General features: G+C 61.3%; 23 protein-coding genes. 13 read left to right on the forward strand and 10 right to left on the reverse strand.

The features are described from left to right. Positions 1-380 precede the first annotated feature (380 nt). The 5 genes from BN69_RS19910 to BN69_RS17590 form a co-directional block, all read right to left on the reverse strand. Positions 381-524 carry a helix-turn-helix transcriptional regulator gene (locus BN69_RS19910; RefSeq protein ID WP_244435100.1) on the reverse strand — a complete coding sequence of 48 codons (144 nt, stop codon included), beginning with the start codon at positions 522-524 and terminating at the stop codon, positions 381-383. Continuing rightward, a complete protein-coding gene (locus tag BN69_RS17575; protein ID WP_014893004.1) occupies positions 467-1,477 on the reverse strand; it encodes a hypothetical protein in 1,011 nt (336 codons plus the stop codon). Before BN69_RS17575 ends, BN69_RS19910 begins: the two co-directional genes overlap by 58 nt. A 106-nt stretch (positions 1,478-1,583) precedes the next feature. Beyond that, positions 1,584-1,982 (reverse strand): c-type cytochrome, encoded by a 399-nt coding sequence (locus BN69_RS17580; protein WP_014893005.1) that lies wholly within the window; start codon positions 1,980-1,982, stop codon positions 1,584-1,586. A gap of 16 nt (positions 1,983-1,998) precedes the next feature. Next, positions 1,999-3,072 (reverse strand): metallophosphoesterase family protein, encoded by a 1,074-nt coding sequence (locus BN69_RS17585; protein WP_014893006.1) that lies wholly within the window; start codon positions 3,070-3,072, stop codon positions 1,999-2,001. A 55-nt stretch (positions 3,073-3,127) separates the two neighbouring features. Continuing rightward, complete coding sequence (locus BN69_RS17590) at positions 3,128-4,276, reverse strand: cytochrome-c peroxidase (protein WP_014893007.1); 1,149 nt, start codon at positions 4,274-4,276, stop codon at positions 3,128-3,130. Positions 4,277-4,665: 389 nt separating this feature from the next. Between BN69_RS17590 and BN69_RS17595 the strand changes: the two genes are divergently transcribed. The 9 genes from BN69_RS17595 (at position 4,666) to BN69_RS17640 (ending at position 15,317) form a co-directional block, all read left to right on the forward strand. After that, positions 4,666-5,703: a cytochrome-c peroxidase gene (locus BN69_RS17595; RefSeq protein WP_014893008.1), complete on the forward strand. Its 1,038-nt coding sequence runs from the start codon at positions 4,666-4,668 to the stop codon at positions 5,701-5,703. A 120-nt stretch (positions 5,704-5,823) separates the two neighbouring features. Next, positions 5,824-7,263 (forward strand): acid phosphatase, encoded by a 1,440-nt coding sequence (gene acpA, locus BN69_RS17600; protein ID WP_014893009.1) that lies wholly within the window; start codon positions 5,824-5,826, stop codon positions 7,261-7,263. Between the two features lie 597 nt (positions 7,264-7,860). Continuing rightward, a complete protein-coding gene (gene amoC / locus BN69_RS17605; RefSeq protein WP_014890337.1) occupies positions 7,861-8,631 on the forward strand; it encodes a bacterial ammonia monooxygenase, subunit AmoC in 771 nt (256 codons plus the stop codon). A gap of 276 nt (positions 8,632-8,907) precedes the next feature. Then, complete coding sequence (amoA, locus tag BN69_RS17610; RefSeq protein WP_014892304.1) at positions 8,908-9,666, forward strand: bacterial ammonia monooxygenase, subunit AmoA; 759 nt, start codon at positions 8,908-8,910, stop codon at positions 9,664-9,666. Positions 9,667-9,827: 161 nt separating this feature from the next. Continuing rightward, positions 9,828-11,090 carry a bacterial ammonia monooxygenase, subunit AmoB gene (gene amoB / locus BN69_RS17615; protein ID WP_014892305.1) on the forward strand — a complete coding sequence of 421 codons (1,263 nt, stop codon included), beginning with the start codon at positions 9,828-9,830 and terminating at the stop codon, positions 11,088-11,090. 376 nt (positions 11,091-11,466) lie between these two features. After that, positions 11,467-12,084, forward strand: coding sequence for a hypothetical protein (locus BN69_RS17625; RefSeq protein ID WP_148277165.1), 618 nt, complete (start codon positions 11,467-11,469; stop codon positions 12,082-12,084). 63 nt (positions 12,085-12,147) lie between these two features. After that, positions 12,148-12,585, forward strand: coding sequence for a copper resistance CopC family protein (locus BN69_RS17630; protein WP_014893011.1), 438 nt, complete (start codon positions 12,148-12,150; stop codon positions 12,583-12,585). A 113-nt stretch (positions 12,586-12,698) separates the two neighbouring features. Next, complete coding sequence (locus BN69_RS17635; RefSeq protein ID WP_014893012.1) at positions 12,699-14,624, forward strand: c-type cytochrome; 1,926 nt, start codon at positions 12,699-12,701, stop codon at positions 14,622-14,624. 114 nt (positions 14,625-14,738) lie between these two features. After that, a complete protein-coding gene (locus BN69_RS17640; protein ID WP_014893013.1) occupies positions 14,739-15,317 on the forward strand; it encodes a copper chaperone PCu(A)C in 579 nt (192 codons plus the stop codon). Positions 15,318-15,569: 252 nt separating this feature from the next. Here the strand turns inward: BN69_RS17640 and BN69_RS17645 are convergent, their stop codons facing one another. Continuing rightward, positions 15,570-15,803 (reverse strand): hypothetical protein, encoded by a 234-nt coding sequence (locus BN69_RS17645; protein WP_014893014.1) that lies wholly within the window; start codon positions 15,801-15,803, stop codon positions 15,570-15,572. Positions 15,804-16,267: 464 nt separating this feature from the next. Between BN69_RS17645 and BN69_RS17650 the strand changes: the two genes are divergently transcribed. The 3 genes from BN69_RS17650 to BN69_RS17660 all read left to right on the forward strand — a co-directional run bounded on the left by BN69_RS17650 (position 16,268) and on the right by BN69_RS17660 (position 18,729). Then, positions 16,268-17,470: a pyridoxal phosphate-dependent aminotransferase gene (locus BN69_RS17650; protein WP_014893015.1), complete on the forward strand. Its 1,203-nt coding sequence runs from the start codon at positions 16,268-16,270 to the stop codon at positions 17,468-17,470. Positions 17,471-17,653: 183 nt separating this feature from the next. After that, positions 17,654-18,202, forward strand: a complete 549-nt coding sequence (locus tag BN69_RS17655; RefSeq protein WP_014893016.1) for an SRPBCC family protein — start codon at positions 17,654-17,656, stop codon at positions 18,200-18,202. Between the two features lie 41 nt (positions 18,203-18,243). Then, positions 18,244-18,729 (forward strand): hypothetical protein, encoded by a 486-nt coding sequence (locus BN69_RS17660; protein WP_014893017.1) that lies wholly within the window; start codon positions 18,244-18,246, stop codon positions 18,727-18,729. Positions 18,730-18,736: 7 nt separating this feature from the next. On the opposite strand, the gene BN69_RS17665 is transcribed toward BN69_RS17660, so the two are convergent. Beyond that, positions 18,737-19,330 (reverse strand): superoxide dismutase, encoded by a 594-nt coding sequence (locus BN69_RS17665; RefSeq protein WP_014893018.1) that lies wholly within the window; start codon positions 19,328-19,330, stop codon positions 18,737-18,739. A gap of 186 nt (positions 19,331-19,516) precedes the next feature. Then, entirely contained in the window at positions 19,517-20,128 is a 612-nt protein-coding gene (locus BN69_RS17670) for a hypothetical protein (RefSeq protein ID WP_014893019.1), read from the reverse strand. A gap of 389 nt (positions 20,129-20,517) precedes the next feature. Between BN69_RS17670 and BN69_RS17675 the strand changes: the two genes are divergently transcribed. Next, positions 20,518-20,970, forward strand: a complete 453-nt coding sequence (locus BN69_RS17675) for a hypothetical protein (protein WP_014893020.1) — start codon at positions 20,518-20,520, stop codon at positions 20,968-20,970. A 7-nt stretch (positions 20,971-20,977) separates the two neighbouring features. Here BN69_RS17675 and BN69_RS17680 read toward each other — a convergent pair whose 3' ends face one another. Further along, positions 20,978-21,919, reverse strand: coding sequence for a CBS domain-containing protein (locus BN69_RS17680; RefSeq protein ID WP_014893021.1), 942 nt, complete (start codon positions 21,917-21,919; stop codon positions 20,978-20,980). 31 nt (positions 21,920-21,950) lie between these two features. Next, entirely contained in the window at positions 21,951-22,766 is an 816-nt protein-coding gene (locus tag BN69_RS17685) for an exodeoxyribonuclease III (protein ID WP_014893022.1), read from the reverse strand. Between the last annotated feature and the right edge of the window lies 1 nt (position 22,767).

Below are 22,767 nucleotides of genomic sequence, written 5' to 3' on the forward strand. Positions count from 1 at the left end.
GCTTGGAAAAAGTTGATAGGCTTTTTCGATGAGAACCTGCGCCAATGTTTTGATTTTCGAGCGCTTCTTCTTCCCGATCACATGGGTCGACGTGATCGGGAAGAAGCGCTCTGATGGCGCGCCCTTAAGCTGATGTGGGTGAACAGAGGGCCTCGCGAAGACCCTCCAAATTTAATCTCAAAATGGCTGCTGAAAGAGTCGAGCTCAAAAGGCAGGCTGAAAATTGAGCGGGTAGTATCGAACCCCGAGTTACTGAAGCGTCCGCGGCAATTTCGTCCGCCCCCCCGACGTTCAAGAAAACGTTAAGACCAAACAAAAGGGCCGACATCATCCAAACGGATGAGGCCGGCCCTCAATTCCTTGAAATCAAATGTATACGCTTATTCGCCCCTCGGCGGGTTGAGCGGCGCGAGACCGCCGAGAAGCGCGACCACTTCCGCCTGACGGTTGCATCCGGTTTTCTCCATCACGCCGCGCAGATGCGTGCGCACGGTGTTGCGCGACACGGACTGCTCGGTGGCGATTTCCTCGAGCGTTTTGCCCGCCACGAGGCCGCGTGCGACGCGCGCCTCGGCCGGCGTGAGATCATAGAGCGACTGAACCAGTTCGATCGCCGGCGCCTGCGGCGAACCCACCGGGGTCTCATCACCAGAACCGCCGCGCAACGCACGAAAATGTCGCGCGCCGCGCCGCGGATGGGCACCAGATTGGCGATCATCGGACTTTCGTCTTCGCCGGCCCGGGCGGCGAAGGATTTCGGCGCCCCGACGAGATCGTCGTCGAGCGTGTCCATCGCCTGACGCAGCAGCCCGTCGGCGGAGGCGTCGACGAGCGACACGCGGTCGTGGGCCCGCCAGCGGACATATTTGTTCAGCGCGTTGCTCGGGTCATTGGCGGAGATGACGCGCCCGTCGTCGTCGAGCACGAGCGCCGGGAGGCCGATGAGCGCGAAGGTTTCGCCGGCGACGCGGGCGCGCTCGAGTTGCAGACGGGTGGCGAGGAAGGCGGCGCGCGCGAGGTGCGGCCGCAGTTCGTCGAGCTTGCGGATGACGGACGGCTCGACCGGTCCGCGGTTATGCGCGCGTTCGAGGCAGATGATGCCGGTGTCGCCGGTCGGCAGCGAAATCGCCGTCGCCGCGCTGAACCCCAGCCCGCGGGGCCGCAGGAAGTCGCTGTAGTTGGTGTCGCGCTCAAGCTCCTCGGCCGTATAGACGTCGTCGTCGGTAAGGAATCCCGGATGTCGGCGACTGAACAGCCTGCCGCCGCGCGTGCAGTTGCTCAGCCAGTCGCCGCGCATGAAGTTCTCGACATGTTCGCAGATCGCCGGAGACGCCGTCCAGCGCGAGACTTTTTCGCGCGCCGCGAAAAGCACGCCGCCCTGGGCCTCGGCAAGGTGTGAAAGTTCGTCGAGCACGTCGGGCCACATGTCCGGCGCGAAGGAGCATTCGTAAATGCGATCGATGAGTTCCTGAACCATATTCAATATCTCTAGTTGGCGGTCGCGCTAAAGGCGCGTGCGCTTTGAAATAAACCGTATGCAAACGTGCAGCCGGCCGGATGGTTCCAACCGGCCGCGAATTTGATCAGTGCTTGCCGGCGTCGATGGCGACTCCTTTGCGCTCCTTATGAATATAAGCGACGAGCGCCGTCATCTTCGGGTCGTCGGCCGGAAGCGCGGCCCCCTGCAGCGGGTTTCTGATGCACCAGTTCACCATTTCAAAGAGCTGCGCGACCTTGCCAAGCTGCTTTTGGAATTTTGGATAAGTCTCCGGATGGGTGTTGGCGGCGTTGGGATGGCACTGCGCGCAGGCGACGCCGTTCGTGCCCACAGCGCCACTGGTCCAAAGTTCGCGGCCTTTCTTCGCGACGGAATCAAATTCGCCCTGCCAGCGGTCGACGTCTGTCACCGTGAATTCGTCCGCGAGAGTTGCCGGCGAAAGCAGCACAGCGCTTAAAACAAGCGCAATCGTTAAGCGGCGCATCGTCATTCTCCTTGAGCTAGTAATGCAGCTGCGGCGCCTTGCGGACGATCGCCTCTTGATATCTCTTGTCGACCGGCTTCCCGAGCCTTTGATCGTAGCCGACGACGCGCTCCTGGTTGTCCCACAGCTGATAGCGCGCGGTGACGCGGCCGGAGTTGACGTCGATCATCTGCCAGCCTGTGGCGTCGCGTTCGAAGAAGGGGTCAGCGCGGTTCATCGGAACGGTCAGCACAGGAACATGCGCGCCGGCCTGCGCATAGGTGTCGGGATACGGCCAGGGCCAGGCCGTCGCCATCACCGCGTTGAAGGCGATGTTGCCGATCTGATTATACTGGATCTGGTGCACATGGCCGTAGATCACATTGACCGTCTTGAACGGCTGCAATAGCTCCTGCACCTGCTCGGCGTCGTCGGTCCAGAAATTCCAGCCCTTGTAGATCTTCTGCAGCGGCGAATGCGAGAAGACGATCAGCGGCGTGTCCTTGGACACTTTGCTGAGATCTTCCTTGAGCCAGGCGCGCTGCTTTTCGCCGACCATGAACGGCGAACCGTTCGGATTGTCGAGGCCGGCCATCTCGAGCATGCGCTGCTCGGCCGTCGGCCACCGATGAAACGTCCATTCATCCGTTGTAAGAATCGAATTCAACACGACGAAATGCACGCCCTTGTGATCGAAGCTGTACCACTGCGGACCATAGAGCTTCGACCAATATTCGCCGAGGTCGAGATAATAGTCGTGTTCGCCCATGACGCAGTGGAGCTTGCCCTTCACGTGCGAAAGCATCTCGGCGCCGTGATCGAGCTCCTCCTTCTTGCCGAGCTGCGCGAGATCGCCGCCGAACATGACGAAATCCGCCTCCGGGAGGATCAGATTGGCTTCGGCGACGGCGCGCTTCAGGCCCATGTCCCAGTTGCGCACGAAGCTTGCGCCCTTGATCTGCTGAATGTGCGAATCGGAAATATAGGTGAAGCTGAAATCCTCGCGCGTTCCGCCAAAGGCGAGGCGCACCATGGAGATCGGCAGGGTCGTCAGCGTACCGGCGGCGGCGCCGGCGGCGATCACGCTGCGCCGGGTGATCAGTCTGGTCATGTCCTATCCTCCCTCGCGGCTTCGCGCTTGCGCGGCGACGCCGTTTTCTAGCGTCTTATTTCGTCTGCGCCGTCACAAAAGCGGGGCTCGTCAGCGTCTCAAGGAAGGCGACGAGATCGTCGATCTGCTGATCCTTCAGATCCAGCGGCCGGATGCCGCCCGAGAGATAGGGATTGACCGGCGTCGGGTCGCCGGGACTCTTGCCGCCCTCATTGTAATGTTTGACCACGTCCTTGAGCGTCTTGAGCGAGCCGTCATGCATATAAGGCGCGGTCATCGCGATATTGCGCAGCGTCGTGGTCTTGAAGGCGCCGATTTCGTCGAAGGAATTCGTCACCGCAAACCGGCCGAGTTCGGAGACCTTCGGATCGGCGAGCACGGTCTTGTCGACGGAGGCGCCCGCGGCTTTCGCCTTGAGGAATTCGGCGGCGAGGCGCGGCACGTCGGCTTGAATGCGGTTGATGCCGACGCCGATATTGTGGAACCGGTTGTCGGTGAAGAGCGCCTGCGTCTGTTCGATGGCGTGGCAGGACACGCAGCGTCCCTGACCGACATAAAGGTCGAAGCCGCGCTTGGCCTGATCGCTAATGGCGTTGCGGTCGCCGCCGAAATACCATTTGTCGAAGGGCGAATCGCCCGAGATGACCGTGCGCTCGAAGCTCGCGATCGCCTTTTTGACGTCATCCATCGTCACGTCTCGGCCGCTCTTGCCGAACGCCTTCTTGAAACCCTCGATATAAGCGGGATCTTCGCGAACGATCTTGAGCACCGGCTCGTGATCGGGCAGCCCCATTTCCACCGGATTGACCATCGGGTGCTGCGACTGATCCTCCAGCGAGATCGAGCGGCCGTCCCAGAACTGCGACGTGTAAAACGCCGCGTTGATGACCGACGGGGCGTTGCGCGTGCCGGTCAATTTGTTGTGGCCCTCGGAAACCCGCAACGGACTGTCCGTGAAAGCTTTTTTGTCGTTATGACAGGTCGAGCAGCTCACCGTGCCGTCGATCGAGAAGCGCGCGTCATGGAACAGCTTGTCGCCGAGCGCGACCTTTTCCGGAGACTGCGGATTGTCGGCCGGAACCGGGACTTTCGGCAGGCCGAGCGGCTCGGCCATCGCCCAGCCGCCGGCGGCGAGCAGCGCCACAAGCGGAAGCGAAACAAGCGTCGTCTCAACGGATTTGCGAAACTTAGGAACGCACGCCATGAGCCCCTCCGAGACCGCTCGGCTTCTCGCCGGCTTTGTTTTCACATTAAGTTTGCTCTGCTTTTAGCGGCAGGGCAAGTCATAGCTGTGACGCTCGGCGCGGACGTGAAAGAACTCGCCGGACAAATATTGCGTCGTGGCGAGTAGTGATTGTGCATTGCATTAGAGTGGCGCAATAAATCACCCGATATGGTGCTTGGCCTGTGCTTGACGTTCCGTTCCGGTCCTGCGCTCTTCAAGTCGTGTTCATGCTACACTGGACTGTTTTTAAACAGGTCACTCCCTGGGCGCCCTTCCGCCGACAGCGTGGCTGTGGTAGCTGACGTCCGCAGAGAGGCCCTCCTCGCGGCGCGAAACAGCGCCTCCGCAATCAACTGCAGGAGTAAGGGATGTATTTGACCAGGTTCGCCGCGCTGGCAGCGATTCTGCTGGCGCCGGCCATGGCCGTAGCGGGCGACTTGCGCGCCGACGCCAACGCCATCTTCAAGCCGATCGACGCCGCGAGCGTCGCGAGCGTCGTCAAGAACAACGAGATCACGCCCGCCAAGATCGAACTCGGCGGGAAGCTCTTTTTCGATCCCCGGCTTTCGAAGAGTCAGATCATCAGCTGCAACAGCTGTCACAATCTCGGAACCGGCGGCGTTGACGCCGGCCCGACGTCGATCGGCCACGGATGGGCGAAAGGACCGCGCCGCGCGCCGACGGTTCTCAACGCCGTATTCAACGTCGCGCAATTTTGGGACGGGCGCGCCGTCGACCTCAAGGCGCAGGCGAAAGGCCCGGTCCAGGCCGACGTCGAGATGAACAACACGCCGGCGCAGGTCGAAAAGATGCTGAACAGCATGCCGGCCTATGTCGCGGAGTTCAAGGCCGCCTTTCCCGCCGACCCTAAACCGGTCAGCTTCGACAATATGGCGAAGGCCATCGAGGCGTTCGAGGCGACGCTGACGACGCCGAATGCGCCTTTCGACAAGTTCCTGAAGGGCGACGTCAACGCGCTCAATGACGTTGAGAAAAGAGGCCTGCGGCTTTTCATCGACAAGGGCTGCGCCGCTTGTCACGGCGGCGTCAACATCGGCGGCAACGGCTATTTCCCATTTGGGGTCGCTCAAAAGCCGGGCGTCGAGATTATGCCCGTCGCCGACAAGGGCCGCTCCAAGGTCACCAATGACGTCGCGGACGATTTCGTCTTCCGCTCCGCGCCGCTGCGCAACGTGGCGTTGCGCGCGCCTTACTTCCACACCGGCTCGGTCTGGACGCTGGAAGAGGCGGTCGACCTGATGGCCAAAGACCAGCTCGGCGAGAAACTCTCCGATCAAGACGTCAAGGCGATCGTCGCATTCCTCGGGACTCTGAATGGCGACCAGCCTAAGGCGGTCTATCCGGTGCTGCCGCCGCGCACCAAGGACACGCCGCTTCCGCAGTAGCGCGCCCGAGCGATTGGGCCGCTTGAACACTTAAAAAAGAAGACGGCGCCGTCACAAATTGTGATGTGTCGCCAGCTACATTCTCCGCGCGGCGTTGCGCCGCGCGGAGAAAATCTTTCAATGAAAGCCGTCGGACGGTTCATAATCTCGCTCGTCATTTGTGCGACCGCGACCTGCGCATGCGCCGCGGCGCAGGACCAAGAAAATCCTTTCGCGCGCATTGGCCATATCGTTGTCATTTTCACCGAGAACCGCAGCTTCGACCATGTGTTCGGGCTGTTTCCGGGCGCCGAGGGCGTCAATTCGGCGCAGCACCCGCCACAAGTCGATTTTGACGGAAGCCCGCTGCCCGCGCTGCCGCGTCCCCGATGGGACGATCGCTTCCCGCGACGCTTGCCCAACGCGCCGTTTCGCCTCGAGCCCTATGTCGACGTCGATGGCCACACCATGGACCCGGTGCATGATTTCTATCTCGAGCAGGAGCAGATCGACGGCGGAAAAATGGACCGTTTCGTCGAGGCCTCGAACGCCGGCGCGCTGGTCATGGGCTATTACGATGGTTCGCCGCTGAAACAATGGGCCCTGGCGAAGGAATTCACCCTCGCCGACCATTTCTTTCACGCGGCCTTCGGCGGCTCGATGCTCAATCATTTCTTTCTTATTTGCGGCTGCGCGCCGGTCTTCGACAATCCGGTTGAAATAACGAAAAAGAAATTCGATCCGAAGCTCGACGCCATCAAGGACGCCAAGGGGGCGGCGCTCGTCATTCGCGCCCGACAGCCCGACTCGCCGCGAAACGTGCTCGACGGCCCGCCGCGGCATATGAACCTCGCCCCGCTGACCAAGAAGCTGGAGGCGATTGGCACGCTTCAGCCGGGAAATCCGGTGTCGAAGCATGACAAGACGGAAGCGCAGGAGCGACTCCCGCCGTCGCATTTGCCGACCATCGGCGATCGCATGACCGAGAAGGGCGTCACTTGGGCGTGGTACGCGGGCGGCTGGCGCGACGTCGTCGACGGGCGCCTCAAGCCTTATAGCGAAGGCAAGCCCGACTTTTTTCAGACCCACCATCAGCCGTTCGCCTATTTCGCCAATTACGCGCCGGGCCAGAACGGCCGCAACAACCTCAAGGACGCCGACGAATTCTACAAAGCCATCGACGACGGCGATCTGCCGCAGGTGAGCTTTTACAAGCCGCTCGGCGTGTTCAACGGCCACCCCGACTATTCCGATCTCGCCGCCGGCGACGCCCATGTCGCCGACGTCGTCGCAAGGCTGCGCAAGAGCCCCGATTGGGCCGACATGTTGATCATCGTCACGGCCGATGAAAATGGCGGGTTCTGGGATCACGTCGCGCCGCCGAAAAGGGACGACTACGGTCCCGGCGTGCGCGTGCCGACGTTGATCATTTCTCCCTTCGCCAAGAAGGGCTTCGTCGACAAGACCGTCTACGACACCCTCTCGGTGCTGCGCACGATCGAGCTCCGCTTCGGCCTTGCGCCGCTTTCCGAGCGCGACGCGAAGGCGACGGATCTGCGCAACGCCTTGGCCGCTCCGTGAGCTCCGGTCGATTTCCGTAAGACGGTCTGTCCAATCGGCGAGGAGTCGCCACAAACAGCCACGGTTATGCCAAAAAATTGCTGCCGATGGCGCCACGCTGCTTAAGTATCTGATATATATTGATATTATTCATCAAATCACAGGCGCATGCGTAGTCTTACCCAACCCATAAGTGTGGCTGATATGCTATCCACTAGGGTTGCATTAGCTATTCGATAGATTGTTTTGCTCTATACTAAGGGGTATTGTGAATATTGGGGGTTATTGGAATGTTGCGGCACGCTGAGCTGGGTCTGCGGTCTGCCCGTTGAAGGGGTTGGATTTGGGATTTTGGCTTAGGCGGCGACGTCGGTTTTCGTCCGATAACAACAAGCAGCCGGGTTCTGGGGATTTTGGAATGATTTGCTCGCCTTTGGGCGGGGGATTTTCTGGAATTTTTCGGGAAGGCTGCGGCAAACAAGGGCGGTTTTGCGTGTTTTTAGAAGAAGACGCGCTTTCGCTTTGCTTTACGAAACGAGGACGAAGCGGCTCCGTTGTGGGAGGCGGAGCGATACCGGTCACGCGCAATTCCCTGGGAGCACATTGGAGGAGAAGGGTATGAGCTCAACGACTGACACAGCAGCCCGGGCTGCTGCTGGCACGGAAGCTGTAGTTGACCTGAAGGGCATGTGGATCGGCCTGGCCGTTCTGAACGGGTTCTATCTGGTCGTTCGCATTTACGAGCAGATTTATGGCTGGCGCGCCGGCCTGGACTCGTTTGCGCCGGAGTTCCAGACCTATTGGATGTCGATCCTTTGGACCGAGATTCCGCTTGAGCTGATCTCGGGCATTGGCCTTGCGGGCTTTCTTTGGAAGACGCGCACGCGCGACTTCTCGACTCTGACGGCGCGCGAAGAAATGCGCCGCCTGGTTGTCGAAGTGCAGTGGCTGGTGGTTTACGCCGCGGCCATTTACTGGGGCGCGTCGTTCTTCACGGAGCAGGACGGCACCTGGCACATGACGGTGATTCGCGACACGGACTTCACGCCGTCGCACATCATCGAGTTCTACATGAGCTACCCGATCTACTCGGTGATCGCGGTCGGCGGCTTCTTCTATGCGAAGACGCGTCTTCCGTATTTCGCCAAGGGCTATTCGGTGGCCTATCTGATCGTGGCGATCGGCCCGTTCATGATCATCCCGAACGTCGGCCTGAATGAGTGGGGCCACACGTTCTGGTTCATGGAAGAACTGTTCGTCGCGCCGCTGCATTGGGGCTTCGTGTTCTTCGGCTGGATGGCGCTCGGCGTGTTCGGCGTCGTGCTTCAGCTGCTGATCAACATTCAGCGTCTGATCGGCAAGGAAGGCGTCGCCCTCCTGACCGAGTAATCCGAGACGTCGCCGCCCGCTTCGCGGCGGGCGGCGTCTGGCTCTGAGCTTTTCGCGAAAAACCAGAGAGCTTTTGCCTGTCGCCTTGGCGCGTGGGTTGGCTTGTTGCGGTCGAGCAGGGTCTTCGGGCGCTGGGGTGATCGGGAGCGAAGGGCTTAAAGCGATGCGGTCGGCGGGATCTCCGCCGTCCGGGCGCCGGCGGCGGGAAGGCCTGCCGGAGGCCATAAGGAAAGAACTCGGGCTTTACGAGTTCGAGAAACACCAAGGAGAAGAGTGATGTCACAATCGAAAAGCGGGGGGGCGGTCGGTCCGTTCAACTCCGTCGCCGAGGCGGCGGGTTGCGTTCAGACGGTCGACTGGATGCTTCTTGTTCTTCTGTTCTTCGCCGTTCTTGGCGGCTACCACGTCCACTTCATGCTGACGGCGGGCGACTGGGACTTCTGGGTTGACTGGAAGGATCGTCGTATGTGGCCGACGGTTGTGCCGATTCTCGGCGTGACCTTCTGCGCCGCGGCGCAGGCGTTCTGGTGGGTGAACTTCCGTCTGCCGTTCGGCGCGGTGTTCGCGGCTCTTGGCCTGCTGATTGGCGAGTGGATCAACCGCTACGTCAACTTCTGGGGCTGGACCTACTTCCCGATCAGCCTTGTGTTCCCGTCCGCTCTGATCGTTCCGGCGATCTGGCTTGACGTGATCCTGCTTCTGTCGGGCTCCTATGTGATCACGGCGATTGTTGGTTCGCTGGGCTGGGGTCTGTTGTTCTACCCGAACAACTGGCCGGCGATTGCGGCGTTCCACCAGGCGACGGAGCAGCATGGTCAGCTGATGACGCTTGCGGATCTGATCGGCTTCCACTTCGTCCGCACGTCGATGCCGGAATATATCCGCATGGTCGAGCGCGGCACGCTGCGCACCTTCGGTAAGGACGTTGTGCCGGTCGCGGCGTTCTTCTCGGGCTTCGTCTCGATGATGGTGTATTTCCTGTGGTGGTTCATGGGCCGTTGGTATTCGACGACCAAGATCATCGACACGATCTAAGCCGCGTCGCGGGCTGCGGCGCTGAACGGGCGCCGCGGCGGCCTGCAAGAAAGAAGAGCGGCGGGCTGGACGCTTATTCAAGAGCGAAGGTCCGCTGCGAGAGACAAGACCGGTTGGCGCGCGAGGCGGCGGCCGGGAAGAGGAACCTGGGAGGTTTATCGATGAAAAAGTTCGTCAAGCTCGCCGCGATTGGCGCGGCGGCGGCTGTGGCGGCGACCCTGGGAGCTGTTGCTCCTGCGTCGGCGCACGGCGAAAAGTCTCAGCAGGCGTTTCTTCGGATGCGCACGTTGAACTGGTATGACGTTCAGTGGTCGAAGACGACGGTGAACGTCAATGAAGAGATGGTGCTGTCGGGCAAGATCCATGTGTTCTCGGCCTGGCCGCAAGCGGTCGCCAATCCGCGCGTGTCGTTCCTGAACGCCGGCGAGCCCGGTCCGGTTCTGGTGCGCACGGCGCAGTTCATCGGCGAGCAGTTTGCGCCGCGTTCGGTGTCGCTTGTTCCTGGCAACGACTACGCCTTCTCCATCAACCTTCGCGGACGTCGCGCGGGCCGTTGGCACGTTCATGCGCAGATCAACGTCGAGGGCGGCGGTCCGATCATCGGCCCCGGCCAGTGGATCGAGATCAAGGGCGACATGAAGGACTTCACCGATCCGGTGACGTTGCTTGACGGCTCGACGGTCGACCTCGAGACCTACGGCATCAGCCGCGTTTATGCGTGGCATCTGCCGTGGCTTGCGGTCGGCGCGGCGTGGATCCTGTTCTGGTTCGTGCGCAAGGGCATCATCGCTTCGTATCTCCGTGTCGCCACCGGCAAGGTTGACGAGCAGGTGACCGACGACGACAAGCGGATTGGCGCGATTGTGCTGGCGTTGACCATTCTGGCGACGATCGTCGGCTACGCCGTGACCAACTCGACCTTCCCGCGCACGATCCCGCTGCAGGCGGGCTTGCAGAAGCCTCTGACGCCGCTCGTTACGGACGGCACGGCGGGCGTCGGCAAGGAGCGCGTGACGAGCGAGCTGAACGGCGGCGTCTACAAGGTTCCTGGCCGTGAGCTGACGATCAACGTCAAGGTCACGAACTCGACCTCCGAGCCGCTTCGCCTTGGCGAATATACGGCGGCCGGCCTGCGCTTCCTGAACCCTGACGTGTTCACGACGAAGCCCGACTTCCCGGACTATCTGTTGGCGGACCGCGGTCTGTCGACGGACCCGACGCCGATCGCGCCGGGCGAGACGAAGGAAATCGCCGTGAAGGTGCAGGACGCGCGTTGGGACATCGAGCGTCTGTCTGACCTGGCTTACGACACCGACAGCCAGATCGGCGGCCTCTTGATGTTCTTCTCGCCGACGGGTCGCCGCTTTGCGGCCGAAATCGGCGGACCGGTCATTCCGAAGTTCGTCGCCGGCGACATGCCCTAAGCGATACTGACGAATTGAAACAACAGCCCCCGGCCCAAAAGGCCGGGGGTTTTCGTTTGCGGCCGACCCGCCCCGATCGTCGAGCGGCGTTCGCCGCGCCCAGAAAAATCCCGCGCAGGGCGTTTGCCAAAACAGAAGCCGAGTCCCTGTCGAAGGCCTCGATGCGCGGTGCGTCCTTTCGACGCAAATGATGCGGTCGTTTTTCCTCGCGTCAATTTCTGGCATTTGTCAAAAGTAGGATGAGCGTCCAGCGGCGCTGGCGATGCGATGACATGACAATTGTCGAGCCGCGAACCAAAAATCCGCTATAAAGATCTTGGGCTCAGCAACATTCGCCAACAAGAGCGACTGCCCGGGACTCAATATGGATCGAGGGATGGATATGAAGAATTGGCGTAGCGTTGCAGCTGCTGTTCTTGGCGCGCTTTTTTCTCTGGCGGCGACGGCCCCGCTGCGCGCGGAGGGCGGCGCAGGCCCGGAAGCCATGTCGATGGGCAATATGTGCATGGTCATGTTCGGCTACGACATGATTCACATTACGGCCTATCAACCCGGCAAATCGCGCAGCGAATATTGCGCCGAGATCCCGACCTCCGGACCAACCATTCTGGTGTTCGACATCGAAAATCCGGCGTTTCGCGACATGCCGCTGGAGCTGCGAATCATTCGCGATCCGCTGACGCCGATCACGAAGGACACCGATCTCGAGGCGCTCACCGAAGTTCATCGTCCCGCGACCAAATACACCAAGGGCACTTTCAATCTGGAGCACGACTTCAAGAATAACGGCCATTATATCGGTCTCGTCACGCTAACCCGCCCGGACGGCGCGCAGGAGACGTCCGAATTCAAATTCATGGTGGGCGAAACCTTGTGGGCCTGGGTGCCGCAGATCGCCGGGACCGTGCTCATCGCCGGCATTGTTTTCGTGTATTGGAAGCACACGCATCCCGCCGGCAAGAAGAAGGATGCCGACGCCGCCGCTGTGTCTTGATCGCGGCGACATGCGTAAACATCTCAAAAGCAAAAGGGGCTCAGGCCTCCGGGGAGGGACGCCATGACGAATGACGCCGTGACTAACGCTGACAGAACTTCGCCGGCGCGCGCGCGCCGTTTAGCCGGCTTCGGCTTCCCCGCCGCCGCCGGGGCTTGCGCCAGCGTCATCGTAGCCGCGTTCGGGACGAGCGCGGCGCTCGCGCATTCTTTCCTTGTCGACGCGACGCCTTCGTCAAAGGAACATGTCGCGGCGCCGCCAAAGACCATCAAATTGCGGTTCGGCGGTGGGGTCGAGCCGCCGTACTCGAAGATCACCATAGAAACCCCCGACGGCAAGGTGCTCGCCCAAGGGAACAGCGGCGTTCCCGAAAAGCCGCGCGAATTGTCGGCCAATGCGCCGGAGCTCGCGCCCGGCAAATACATCGTGCGCTACCGCGTGCTCTCCACCGACGGCCATATCGTCGAGGGAAATTACGAATTCACCGTGGACGCGAAGTAAGGCGATCGGGCGCGTGGACCGGCTCGCGGCGACGCCGCGCGACTTGCCGCTCGTTTCTCGAATCTCGCGCGAGCTGAAGAGATGAGCGCCAGAGGATATCGGGCGAAACAAAGATGTATCTCACTCTTGCGGCGATCCGCTTCCTTCTGAGCTTGCCCTCGGCCCTCGCGGTCGGGCTGCTGCTCCTGCCGCGTCTCATCGGCGAGGACGGCGGGCGTTTCAAGCGCGCCGTCGCGGCGCTGGCGCTGGCGCGCGCCGTTTTTGGCTTCGCGCTGCTATATGTCACCGCGCGGGCGATCTTTCCCGCCGATCGACCGATCGAATTCGACACGCTGTGGGAGTTCACCGTCAACACGAGCGTCGGAAACGCCTGGATCGGGACGCAACTGATCGCTTTCCTCTTCGCCGCTCTCGCGGCGGCGCGCCTCTTCGTCGCTTCGGAAGCGCTCGATCGGGTGACGCTGTGGATCGGCGTCGCCCTCATCGCCGCCGTTTCCGTGACCGGCCACGCCATCGACGACGGCTTGCCGCGGTGGACGCAGGCGAGTTTCCTCCTCCACACAGCTGCGGGCCTGACCTGGCTTGGCGGCTTGCTTGGCCTCGTCTGGTGGATGTTCACGGCGCGCGGCAAACCGCCGGAAGTGGCGGCGCGGCTTGCCGAACGCTGGTCGTTCGTCGCAAAGGTCGCTATGGCGATCGTCGCCGTTACGGGATTTGCGATCGCCTGGGAGAACGTTGGAAGCATCCCGAACATGCTGGCGACGCCCTATGGCCGGCTGCTCACGCTGAAGCTCGTCCTTCTGTGCGCCGTCCTGCTCGCGGCGCTGGCGCTCGCGCGCTACATCACGCGCCGGCCCGAAGGCGAATTCAACGTCGGCTGGTACAGCAAGGTCGGCGCGGGCGAGTCGGTCTTTGCGCTGGCCCTGCTGTCGATCGCCGGCTACATCGCGGTCATCACGCCGGCCTCGCATGAAACCATTCTCTATTGGCCGTTGCCGTTTCGCCTGTCCTACATCGCGACATGGGGACAGAACCCAGCGATGTTCAGCCCGATCTGGTGGTGGGGGATCGCCGCCGTCGCGCTCGCAATCATAGCGGCGCTGATCTGGTGGACGCCGTCGACTCGCCAGTATCGTCTCTATGCGACGCCAGCCATTTCCGCCGCGGCGGCGATTTCGCTCGCCGTGTCATTTGCGACGGAAGCCTATACGGACACATACGACGATCCAACGCAGGACTACACTGCGGAATCGGTTTCGCGCGGGCTGACGCATTTTCAGGAGAACTGCGTCGGTTGCCACGGCGGGCAGGGCGAAGGCAATGGTCCCCTCGCCAAGGACCTCAAGAATCAGCAGGGACTCCCGGTTCAGCCCGCTGATCTGACGGCTCCGCATGTCGGCACTCATACGATTGGCGACATTTTCCACTGGCTGACTCATGGCGGACAAAGCGGCGTCATGCCCGCCTTCGCCGAGCAGCTCGACGTCGACGACCGCTGGGACGTCATCAACTTCCTGCTGATGATGTCCTACTCAAACCGCGCGCGCTTCATGAGCGCTCAGCCCATGATTCAGTGGCTGATCGCGCCCGATTTCGCCCTGATCGATCCAGAGGAGAATGCAACGTCTCTCTTTAAGCTGCGTGGCGTTCCAACGCTGATCTCCTTTGCGCGCTGCGCGTCGCCAAACGGCGATCCGACGGCCCGCGCGACAAGCGTGAAGATCGCGCATGACGCCGCCAAGGCCGCCGGCGTGAACCAGGTGACGATCTATGACGCGGCCTGCCCGCAGGAGGCGAAAGGTCGAGAGGCTGTTCATCCCAAGGCGGTGGAGACCGCCTATTCGGTGATTAATCGCTACCCCAATGAAACGCCCTCCGAGGAGATCGAAGAGGCGCATTTCCTCGTGGATCGTTCCGGCTACATTCGGGCGCGTTTCCGCAGCTTCGCGCCCGACGACGGGAATGCGCAGAGACTATCTGGACTCGCCGCCGAATTCGCGCGTGAACCCTTGATCGAGATCAGCCTGCATTCGCATTAGCGCGCCATATTGTCGCAAGCGCAAACGAGGCGCGAGCCTATCGGAGCGGCGCGTCCTTCGTCATGATGCCCGCAGGCCGGCGAGAGCAAGGTCCGGCGCAATGGGAGAAGCGAGATGCTGAAGCGGCGTGAATTTTTGCTGACTGGCGGGACTCTGCTCACCGGGACGGCGCTCGGGCTCTTCGCCGGGCGCGGTTCCGCGGCGGCGCATGAATACGACGTCGGCAATCTGAAAGTGGAGCATCCTTGGCTTCGCGCCCCCGTCGACGGCGACAACAAGGCGCAGTTCTATGCAATGCTGCACAATAATGGCGCGACGCCTGACAAGCTCATCGCCGTCAAGTCGGAAAAATTCGGGAAGGCCGAGATCCACGGCGATCCCAAGAAGCTCGACCTCATCACGCCTGTCGTCCTGCCGCCCAAGTCGAAAGTCACGCTCGCGCCTGGCGGCGTCTATGTGACGCTTTTGGACATCAAGAAGCATCTTGAGGTGGGCTGGGGCCTGGAGATGACGCTCGTCTTCGAAAAGGCCGGCGAAGTGGTCATTGACGCGGCGATCGATGCGCCGGACGCGGCCCATGCCCATGACGCCGAAGCGATGGAGCGCTGGCAAAAGGCGCATGGCCAGGACTCCGCCGGGCCCAAGGAGGGCGGCGACGCGCATCACGAGCACCATCACATGGAAAAGAAGTGATCGCGGGCTAGAGCGCTTCCCGATCACATGGAATCATGTGATCGATAAGGAATCGCTCAAAAGCAAAATGTTGGAGCAGGTTCTCATCGAAAAAGTCTATCAACTTTTTCGGAACCTGCTCTAAGATGGTCTTGTCGGCGTTGACGCAATCAAAAACCGGCCGCTTGAAAAGCAGCCGGTTTGGAACCCGTCAAAAAGATTGCGCGCGTCAGAAGACGCGCGCCTTGCTTGCCGCTTGCAAATTTGCGGAGATTAGCGGTCGATCGTAACCAGTCGCCCGGCGAAAACGCCGCCGTCGGTCGCAACAGGCGTGGCCTTCTGCGCGGGCGAGCCGATCGGGAGGGCGAAGCCGAGAACGAATGCAGCCATCGCCATGGCGGCGACCAGCAGCAGTGAAACGCGAAACTGGCGACGCGCCGAATCCCGGTCGAAGCTGCGCGTGAAGGCGGGCTCCATCTGATCTTCAAATTTGTCAACGAGCGACATTTTCCCTAATCCTCTCGCATTCGCCCTTGTGTAACGCTTGACCTCTCCCCAAGGCCCGCGCGCGATTAACTCGCGTCGCCGCGTTCTCAAGACAGAAACGAGGATGGGCTGAAAAAGTTGCATCATTCTTCAGAAATTTTATAAATTTTTAAGAAGTGCGTGAAACGGAGTTAACACTTGTCAATATTGATTTGATCAAGTTGAGCCAAAGCTCAGTCGCCGATTCGGGCTATTTGATAAAAGACGATTGTTTTTCATAGGAAAACACCGACACCCAGCTTGGCTGACAATCACGCCGGCGCGTCGCGCGGCGGCGCGGCGATCGCGCGCCCCCCGCGAGGCGGTCGCAAGTCTTCATCAACAATAGACCCATGCGGTCCTGCGGCCGCGTAAATCCCGTTGCGACGCTACGCCGCGCAAATTATGGTGCGGCGCACTATCCCCTCCGCAGGAACTCGACTCCAATGACCTTCCTCGCCAACGCCCTGTCGCGCGTGAAGCCCTCGGCGACGATCGCTGTGACGCAGAAAGCCCGGGACTTGCGGGCGCAGGGCCGCGAGGTGATCAGCCTCTCCGTCGGCGAACCGGATTTCGACACGCCCGCGCACATCTGCGCCGCCGCGAAAGCGGCGATCGATCGCGGCGAAACCCGGTATCCGCCAGTGCTTGGCATTCCGCCGCTGCGCGAGGCCGTGGCGAAAAAATTCAAGCGTGAAAACGGCTTGGACTACAAGGCGTCGGACACGATCGTCGCGACGGGCGGCAAGCACATCCTGTTCAACGCGTTTCTTGCGACGCTCAATCCCGGCGACGAAGTGATCGTTCCGGCGCCTTACTGGGTGAGCTACCCGGAGATGGTGGCGATCTGTGGCGGATCGACCGTCTTCGTCGAAACACGGATGGAGGACGGCTTCAAGCTTCAGCCCGAGGCGCTCGAGCGCGCCATCACGCCCAAGACCAAATGGCTCGTGCTCAACTCTCCGTCGAACCCTTCGGGCGCGGCCTACGCATACGATGAAATGAAGAAGGTGACGGACGTCCTGCTGCGCCATCCGCAGGTGCATGTCCTCACTGACGACATCTACGAGCACCTCGTCTACGGCGATTTCAAATTCGTCACGCCGGCTCAGGTCGAGCCGGCGCTCATGGAGCGCACGCTCACCATGAACGGCGTCTCCAAGGCCTATGCGATGACCGGCTGGCGCATCGGCTACGCCGCGGGGCCCAGCGCACTGATCAAGGCCATGGACCTGCTCCAGGGTCAGCAGACGTCGGGCGCCTGTTCGATCGCGCAATGGGCGGCGGTGGAGGCCCTTGAGGGGCCGCAAGACCATCTGGCCGTCTTCCGCAAGGCCTTTGAGGAACGGCGCGACCTCGTGGTCTCCATGCTCAACCAGGCGAAATATTTGAAATGTCCGACGCCGGAAGGCGCTTTCTACGTATTTCCGTCCTGCGCCGACGCCATCGGGCGCAAGACCCCCGACGGGAAGGTCATCGAAACCGACGAGGACTTCGTGACCGAACTCCTGGGAACGCAGGGCGTCGCCGTGGTGCAAGGCTCGGCGTTCGGCGTCGGTCCTAATTTCCGCGTGTCCTACGCCGCGTCGAACGCGTTGCTCGAAGACGCCTGCCGAAAGATCCAGGCGTTCTGCGGCAGCCTCGTCTAATCCCACAATGCATTGCGCATTGCGCCCGCCGCTCTAAACTGACGCCCAGCGCGTCAGGCGGCGGGCCGTGGGCGAGTGGCTTCGCCAGGAGAGCGACGTCTCTCGGCCCGGAGAGCGCGGAACTCAATTGCGAGCCCGTGGGTCTTCGGCCGACGGACTCACGCTCTTGCGGAGACCTGCACCATGACGATTTTCGCTCTCCTTCTGCTTGCTCTCGTCAGCGCGCTGATCGCCTACATCTCCTTTCTGCCCGATAAATTCCGCATCGCCCGCTCGATCGTGATCGACGCGCCGCCGGAGGTGGTTTTTCGCCACATCAACGACTTTCACAATTGGGGCGACTGGTCGCCCTGGGCCAAGCTCGACCCCAATATGAAGGAAGAATATGAAGGGACGCCGCAGGGCTATGGCGCGATCTATTCATGGTCCGGCGACAAGCAGGTCGGCGTCGGTCAGATGGAAATCGTCGAGAGCCGCCAGGGCGAGCGCGTCGGCATCAAGCTCGAATTCAAGAAACCGTTCAAAGCCAAGCACGACGTGCAGTTCAATCTCAAGCCCTTGGGCGAGAACGCCACGGAAGTCACCTGGGCGATGTCCGGCCACCACGAATTCGTGGGCAAGGCGATGCATAAATTCTTGAACATCGACAAGAAGGTCGGGGCGCAATTCGATCGCGGCCTCGCGGACCTTAAGCGAGTCGTCGAGTCGCAGCCGAAAATCGCCGCTGATTGACGGCGCCGAGCGGCCTATAGGCGCCGTGAAAGAAGCCGCTGATGCTTTTTGGCTTGCAGATCGCCGCGATCACCAGCGTCGCGCTATGCGTGATTCCAGCGGGCGCGCATTTTTTCGAGCGCGCCAACAAGATGGCGCTATCGCCGGCCGTATATATGAGCGTTCAGCAGATCTACGCCGGCTGGGCCTATTTCGGCATCGCCGTCGTCCTCGCATTATTGACGACGTTGGCGCATACCATCGCCGTTCGCCGCAACCGGATCGCCGCGGTGCTCTCGTTCGCCTCCTTCGTAACGCTCACCGGAACGCAGGCGATCTTCTGGACATGGACCTATCCCATGAACGTCGCGACGCAGAATTGGACCAAGATGCCGCCGGCGTTCGAGGCGGCGCGACGTCAATGGGAAGATTCGCATGCCGTGGCGGCCGTGCTCGCCTTCGCGGCGCTCTTGCTGCTTGCCGCCTCGGCGCTTATCCACAACGCAAAAAATGCGCGGCGCGCGAATGAGGCGCACCGCGCGAAATGACGTGACGCTACGCCGCGTCGAACATTTCCTCGACATGTTCCCAATTGACGAGATGGTCGAGAAACGCCTTCAGATAGTCGGCGCGGCGATTGCGATAGTCGATGTAATAGGAGTGCTCCCAGACGTCGGCGACGAGGATCGGCGCGGCGCCATGAACGAGCGGATTTTCCGCGTTCGGCGTCTTGCGCACGGCGAGCTTTCCATCCTTCGCTTCGAGCCACACCCAGCCCGAGCCGAATTGGCCGAGGCCTTCCTTCTGAAATTCTTCGCGGAATTTATCGACCGAGCCGAAGGACTCGATGATCGCCTTCTCGACCTTGCCGGGAATGGCGCCGCCGCCGTTCGGCTTCATCCACTTCCAATAGTGGTGATGGTTGAAATGCTGGGCGACGTTGTTGAAGATCGGCGTGTTGCGATTGTAGGCGGTGACGATCACTTCCTCAATCGGCTTGCCTTCGTATTCGGTGCCTTTGACCAGATTATTGGCGTTCGTGACATAGGTCGCGTGATGCTTGTCGTGGTGATATTCGAAGGACTCGCGGGAAAGATAAGGCTGCAGAGCGTCGTAGGGATAAGGCAGATCTTCCAGGGTGAAGGACATAATTCTCTCCTGAATACGTTAGACGAGCGTAGCCTGTCAGCCTCAGCTGCACGCGCTTAACTAAACCCGCGCGCCTCGTGCGGCAATATCGCGAGATCCCGAACGGCGCAGCTATGTTCGCTTTGTAGCGACAAAAAGCATGGCCCGTCGGCGACCGAGCCATGCTGCAATCTTCGGGCCGCTTGCTTAGGCGATTGCGTCGCCCGCTTGCGTCTTCTTCTTTGCGCCTGCGCGCAGCATCCACCACATCAGGCCGACAAGCGAGAAGAAGCCGACGGCGTAGAGGATATATTCGATCAGTCCCCAGAAGGTGTAGAGCCCCACCGAGAAGGGAAAGCGCGAGACCCATTCATTGCCAAGATCGTCGCGCACCGTGACGATTCCGACATAACGACCGGCATCCTTGAAGTCGTGCTCGAAGGTCATGGTGCCGTTGCGATAGACCTTCGGCTCGATAAAGGCGACGGTGACCGCATCGAGGTTGGCCTTTTCCTTCTCATCGCCGACATCCTTAACGATGCGGACGCCGATCGCCATGTCGCGCAGATCAGGCGAAACCGCGGTGAGCGCAATGACGGTCGGCCCGGTCTTGGCGATGTCCTCGCAAAACTCCGCTTCTTCTCCCGAGCGCTGATAGCCGATGAAGTGCATTGTGTTCGGACCGATCCGCAGCACGCACTCGTCTTGCTCGAGCATCACGCCGCCATGCGCGAAAGCGGCTGATGGCGCGACGAAAAAAGCCGCGGCGGCAACCACCGCGCCGGCCATCAGCCCGCGCACGCCAGTTACACTTGTCATCTACGCTTCTCCCTCGATTGCCGACGTTCATTCGGCCGGTTTTCGGCGCGCGCTTCCGTCGCACGCGCGCGTCGACGCTGTGACGATGACGTTTGTATTGATTGAGGGAATTACGATGTGACAGCATGCCGCATCTTTATATACTGCTATATTATTGAAAATAAACGATAAAAATAATTCCGTGGCGGGCGTGGCAGATAACTCCAACCACTACATATTGATGTTATATGTAGCAACATACATATATCTTGTTAGAATTTTCCGGCGGCGCGGCGCGCGCGTTAAAGTATTCGCGCATCTATTCGCGGGCCTCGTCGGGGATTTGCGTTCTATGGCGGTCGGCGCGGCCTGTGATAGGTTCCGGCCCGGACAATCACCGAAGGATGGCGATGAGACGATACGGCCTGGGCGTCATTTTTCTCGGGCTCGCGCTTGCGCTCTGCGGCGCCTATGGCATGTGGTCCGGCTGGGATTACATTCAGCTCGAGCGTGGTTGGAGCCTGTTCATCGGCGGCGCCACGGCGGTCTCTGGCGGCGTGGTGACGATGGCGCTTGGTCGCGCGATCGGCGTTTTGGGCCGCATCGCCGACAAGGTTCCGGCGATGCAGGCGAGCGCGACCGCGGATCTGGTTGAAGACGCGCCGGCGCCGCAACAGCAGCAGCAGCCTGTCGCCGCCACGCCGCCGCCGAAGCCGCCGGTTGAGGTCGACCGCTATATGACCGCCGGATCGGTATATGTGATGTTTTCCGACGGTTCAGTCGAAGTGCAGACCAACGGACTCGCGCGGCGCTATTCTTCGCTTGCGGCTTTACGCGCCGACACGGGCGTCGGCGGCGGGTGACGCCCACTCAATTGCGCGCCGCGCGCCACATCAGGAACAGCGCCGCGTCGCCCGGCAGGCCGTCGGGAAAATCGATGATTTGCGCCGCGATACGAAAGCCGCGCGGGTGCAGTTCATTGCGCCAGCGATGAAAGACGTCGGCTGGCTCGCCGCGCAGAGTGGCCGGCCAATTGGGGTCTGGCGCATTGATCGCGCGGCCGCCGTCGGCGCAAAGCTGCGACGGAAATCTGATGAGCAGATGTTCGGTGAGGCCGCTCGCCGCGCTGCGTCGCGCCTGCTCGATCATTTCGCGCCATTGCGGGTCCGTCAGCCGCTGGCTGGCGAGATCACGAATGCGCTGCTCACGCAGCTCGGCGGCCATCCGTCGCCGCTCGACGCGTTCGAGGTCGAGCTGACGCTCATGCGCCGCGACGAGTTCACGAAATTCCTGCGCCGTCGCGACGGCGCAGCGATCGCCTGTTTGCTGCGGAAGGGAGATCAGCGGACGACGCCGATGCGCCTCCAAAGCCATGGCGGTAAAGCCTCCCGCCATCGCTTCCATGACTTCCTTTCGCAGCACGAGTCCGATGATCTTGTGCCCTTCAACGACGGGAATGCGTTTGAGGCTGTGGCTCTCCATAATTCGCGCGATGTCGGGAACTTTGGCGACGTCGGAAATTGAAATCGCCGGCGACGTCATCACTTCGCGCAACGCGCGACCATTTGCGTGAAATGCCGGTTTAGGCCTGTTGCGCAGCAGAAATTCCGGAATGGCGCCAAGGTCGGGCAGGGGGTGCGGGCCCGCCTGTTCGAGATTGCTGCGCGTCACGATTCCGATGGGCGCCAGCTCCTCATCGACGACCGGCACGGCGCCCAGCCCGCATTCAGCGAGAAGCTTCGCGACGTAATCGAGATCCGCGTCCGCCGTCACATAAGGAAAGTCGCTGTTCATCAGATCGCGCGCGATCATGCCGCCGTCTCGCCTCTCGATCCCGTTGCGCTCAGTCCGACAGTTCGATCGTCACCGGCACGTGGTCAGACGGTCGGACCCAGCTGCGCGCGTCGCGCAGCACGTCCAGACGTTCCAGCCCGCCGCCAAGCGCCTCGCTCACCAGAATATGATCGAGCCGGCGTCCCCGGTTCGACGCCGCCCAATCGGCGGCGCGATAGCTCCACCACGTATAAAGCTTTTCGTCCGCGGGGACGAAATGGCGCATGGCGTCGATCCAAGCGCCCGCCTGTAGCACCGCGGTCAGCTTCTCGACCTCGACTGGGGTATGGCTCACCACTTTCAATAACGCCTTGTGGCTCCAGACGTCATGTTCGAGCGGCGCGACATTTAGGTCTCCGACCAGCACCACGCGGCCGCGCGCGACCCCTTCGGCGACGATCCAGTCGCGCATTTCATCGAGAAAATCGAGCTTGTGCTGAAACTTCGGATTGATGTCGACGTCGGGCTCGTCGCCGCCGGCCGGCACATAGAAATTATGCAGCGATATTGGGCCGCTCCGGGCGTCAATTTCCACGCAGATGTGACGCGCGTCGCCCTTTTCGCAGAAATCGCGCTTCTCGACGAAACGTAACGGCCGCTTCGAAAGGACGGCGACGCCGTGGTAGCCCTTCTGGCCGTTGATCGCGATGTGCTCATAGCCCAGCGAATGGAGATCCTTCATCGGGAATTCGGCGTCCCGACATTTCGTCTCCTGCAGACAGAGCACGTCCGGCGCCCGGCTCTTGAGAAAATCGGCGACCAGCGGCAGGCGCAGCCGCACGGAATTGATGTTCCAGGTGGTGATCTTCAGGCTTGCTGCTTTCAAT

The organism is Methylocystis sp. SC2 (assembly GCF_000304315.1).
In the GTDB taxonomy this organism is placed as follows: Bacteria; Pseudomonadota; Alphaproteobacteria; order Rhizobiales; family Beijerinckiaceae; genus Methylocystis.

What these genes read in the sequence shown, in the direction of transcription:
- BN69_RS17575 (WP_014893004.1), bottom strand. Translation starts at nt 1,477, where the DNA reads ATGGTTCAGGAACTCATCGATCGCATTTACGAATGCTCCTTCGCGCCG.
- BN69_RS17580 (WP_014893005.1), bottom strand. Translation starts at nt 1,982, where the DNA reads ATGCGCCGCTTAACGATTGCGCTTGTTTTAAGCGCTGTGCTGCTTTCG.
- BN69_RS17585 (WP_014893006.1), bottom strand. Translation starts at nt 3,072, where the DNA reads ATGACCAGACTGATCACCCGGCGCAGCGTGATCGCCGCCGGCGCCGCC.
- BN69_RS17590 (WP_014893007.1), bottom strand. Translation starts at nt 4,276, where the DNA reads ATGGCGTGCGTTCCTAAGTTTCGCAAATCCGTTGAGACGACGCTTGTT.
- BN69_RS17595 (WP_014893008.1), top strand. Translation starts at nt 4,666, where the DNA reads ATGTATTTGACCAGGTTCGCCGCGCTGGCAGCGATTCTGCTGGCGCCG.
- acpA (WP_014893009.1), top strand. Translation starts at nt 5,824, where the DNA reads ATGAAAGCCGTCGGACGGTTCATAATCTCGCTCGTCATTTGTGCGACC.
- amoC (WP_014890337.1), top strand. Translation starts at nt 7,861, where the DNA reads ATGAGCTCAACGACTGACACAGCAGCCCGGGCTGCTGCTGGCACGGAA.
- amoA (WP_014892304.1), top strand. Translation starts at nt 8,908, where the DNA reads ATGTCACAATCGAAAAGCGGGGGGGCGGTCGGTCCGTTCAACTCCGTC.
- amoB (WP_014892305.1), top strand. Translation starts at nt 9,828, where the DNA reads ATGAAAAAGTTCGTCAAGCTCGCCGCGATTGGCGCGGCGGCGGCTGTG.
- BN69_RS17625 (WP_148277165.1), top strand. Translation starts at nt 11,467, where the DNA reads ATGGATATGAAGAATTGGCGTAGCGTTGCAGCTGCTGTTCTTGGCGCG.
- BN69_RS17630 (WP_014893011.1), top strand. Translation starts at nt 12,148, where the DNA reads ATGACGAATGACGCCGTGACTAACGCTGACAGAACTTCGCCGGCGCGC.
- BN69_RS17635 (WP_014893012.1), top strand. Translation starts at nt 12,699, where the DNA reads ATGTATCTCACTCTTGCGGCGATCCGCTTCCTTCTGAGCTTGCCCTCG.
- BN69_RS17640 (WP_014893013.1), top strand. Translation starts at nt 14,739, where the DNA reads ATGCTGAAGCGGCGTGAATTTTTGCTGACTGGCGGGACTCTGCTCACC.
- BN69_RS17645 (WP_014893014.1), bottom strand. Translation starts at nt 15,803, where the DNA reads ATGTCGCTCGTTGACAAATTTGAAGATCAGATGGAGCCCGCCTTCACG.
- BN69_RS17650 (WP_014893015.1), top strand. Translation starts at nt 16,268, where the DNA reads ATGACCTTCCTCGCCAACGCCCTGTCGCGCGTGAAGCCCTCGGCGACG.
- BN69_RS17655 (WP_014893016.1), top strand. Translation starts at nt 17,654, where the DNA reads ATGACGATTTTCGCTCTCCTTCTGCTTGCTCTCGTCAGCGCGCTGATC.
- BN69_RS17660 (WP_014893017.1), top strand. Translation starts at nt 18,244, where the DNA reads ATGCTTTTTGGCTTGCAGATCGCCGCGATCACCAGCGTCGCGCTATGC.
- BN69_RS17665 (WP_014893018.1), bottom strand. Translation starts at nt 19,330, where the DNA reads ATGTCCTTCACCCTGGAAGATCTGCCTTATCCCTACGACGCTCTGCAG.
- BN69_RS17670 (WP_014893019.1), bottom strand. Translation starts at nt 20,128, where the DNA reads ATGACAAGTGTAACTGGCGTGCGCGGGCTGATGGCCGGCGCGGTGGTT.
- BN69_RS17675 (WP_014893020.1), top strand. Translation starts at nt 20,518, where the DNA reads ATGAGACGATACGGCCTGGGCGTCATTTTTCTCGGGCTCGCGCTTGCG.
- BN69_RS17680 (WP_014893021.1), bottom strand. Translation starts at nt 21,919, where the DNA reads ATGATCGCGCGCGATCTGATGAACAGCGACTTTCCTTATGTGACGGCG.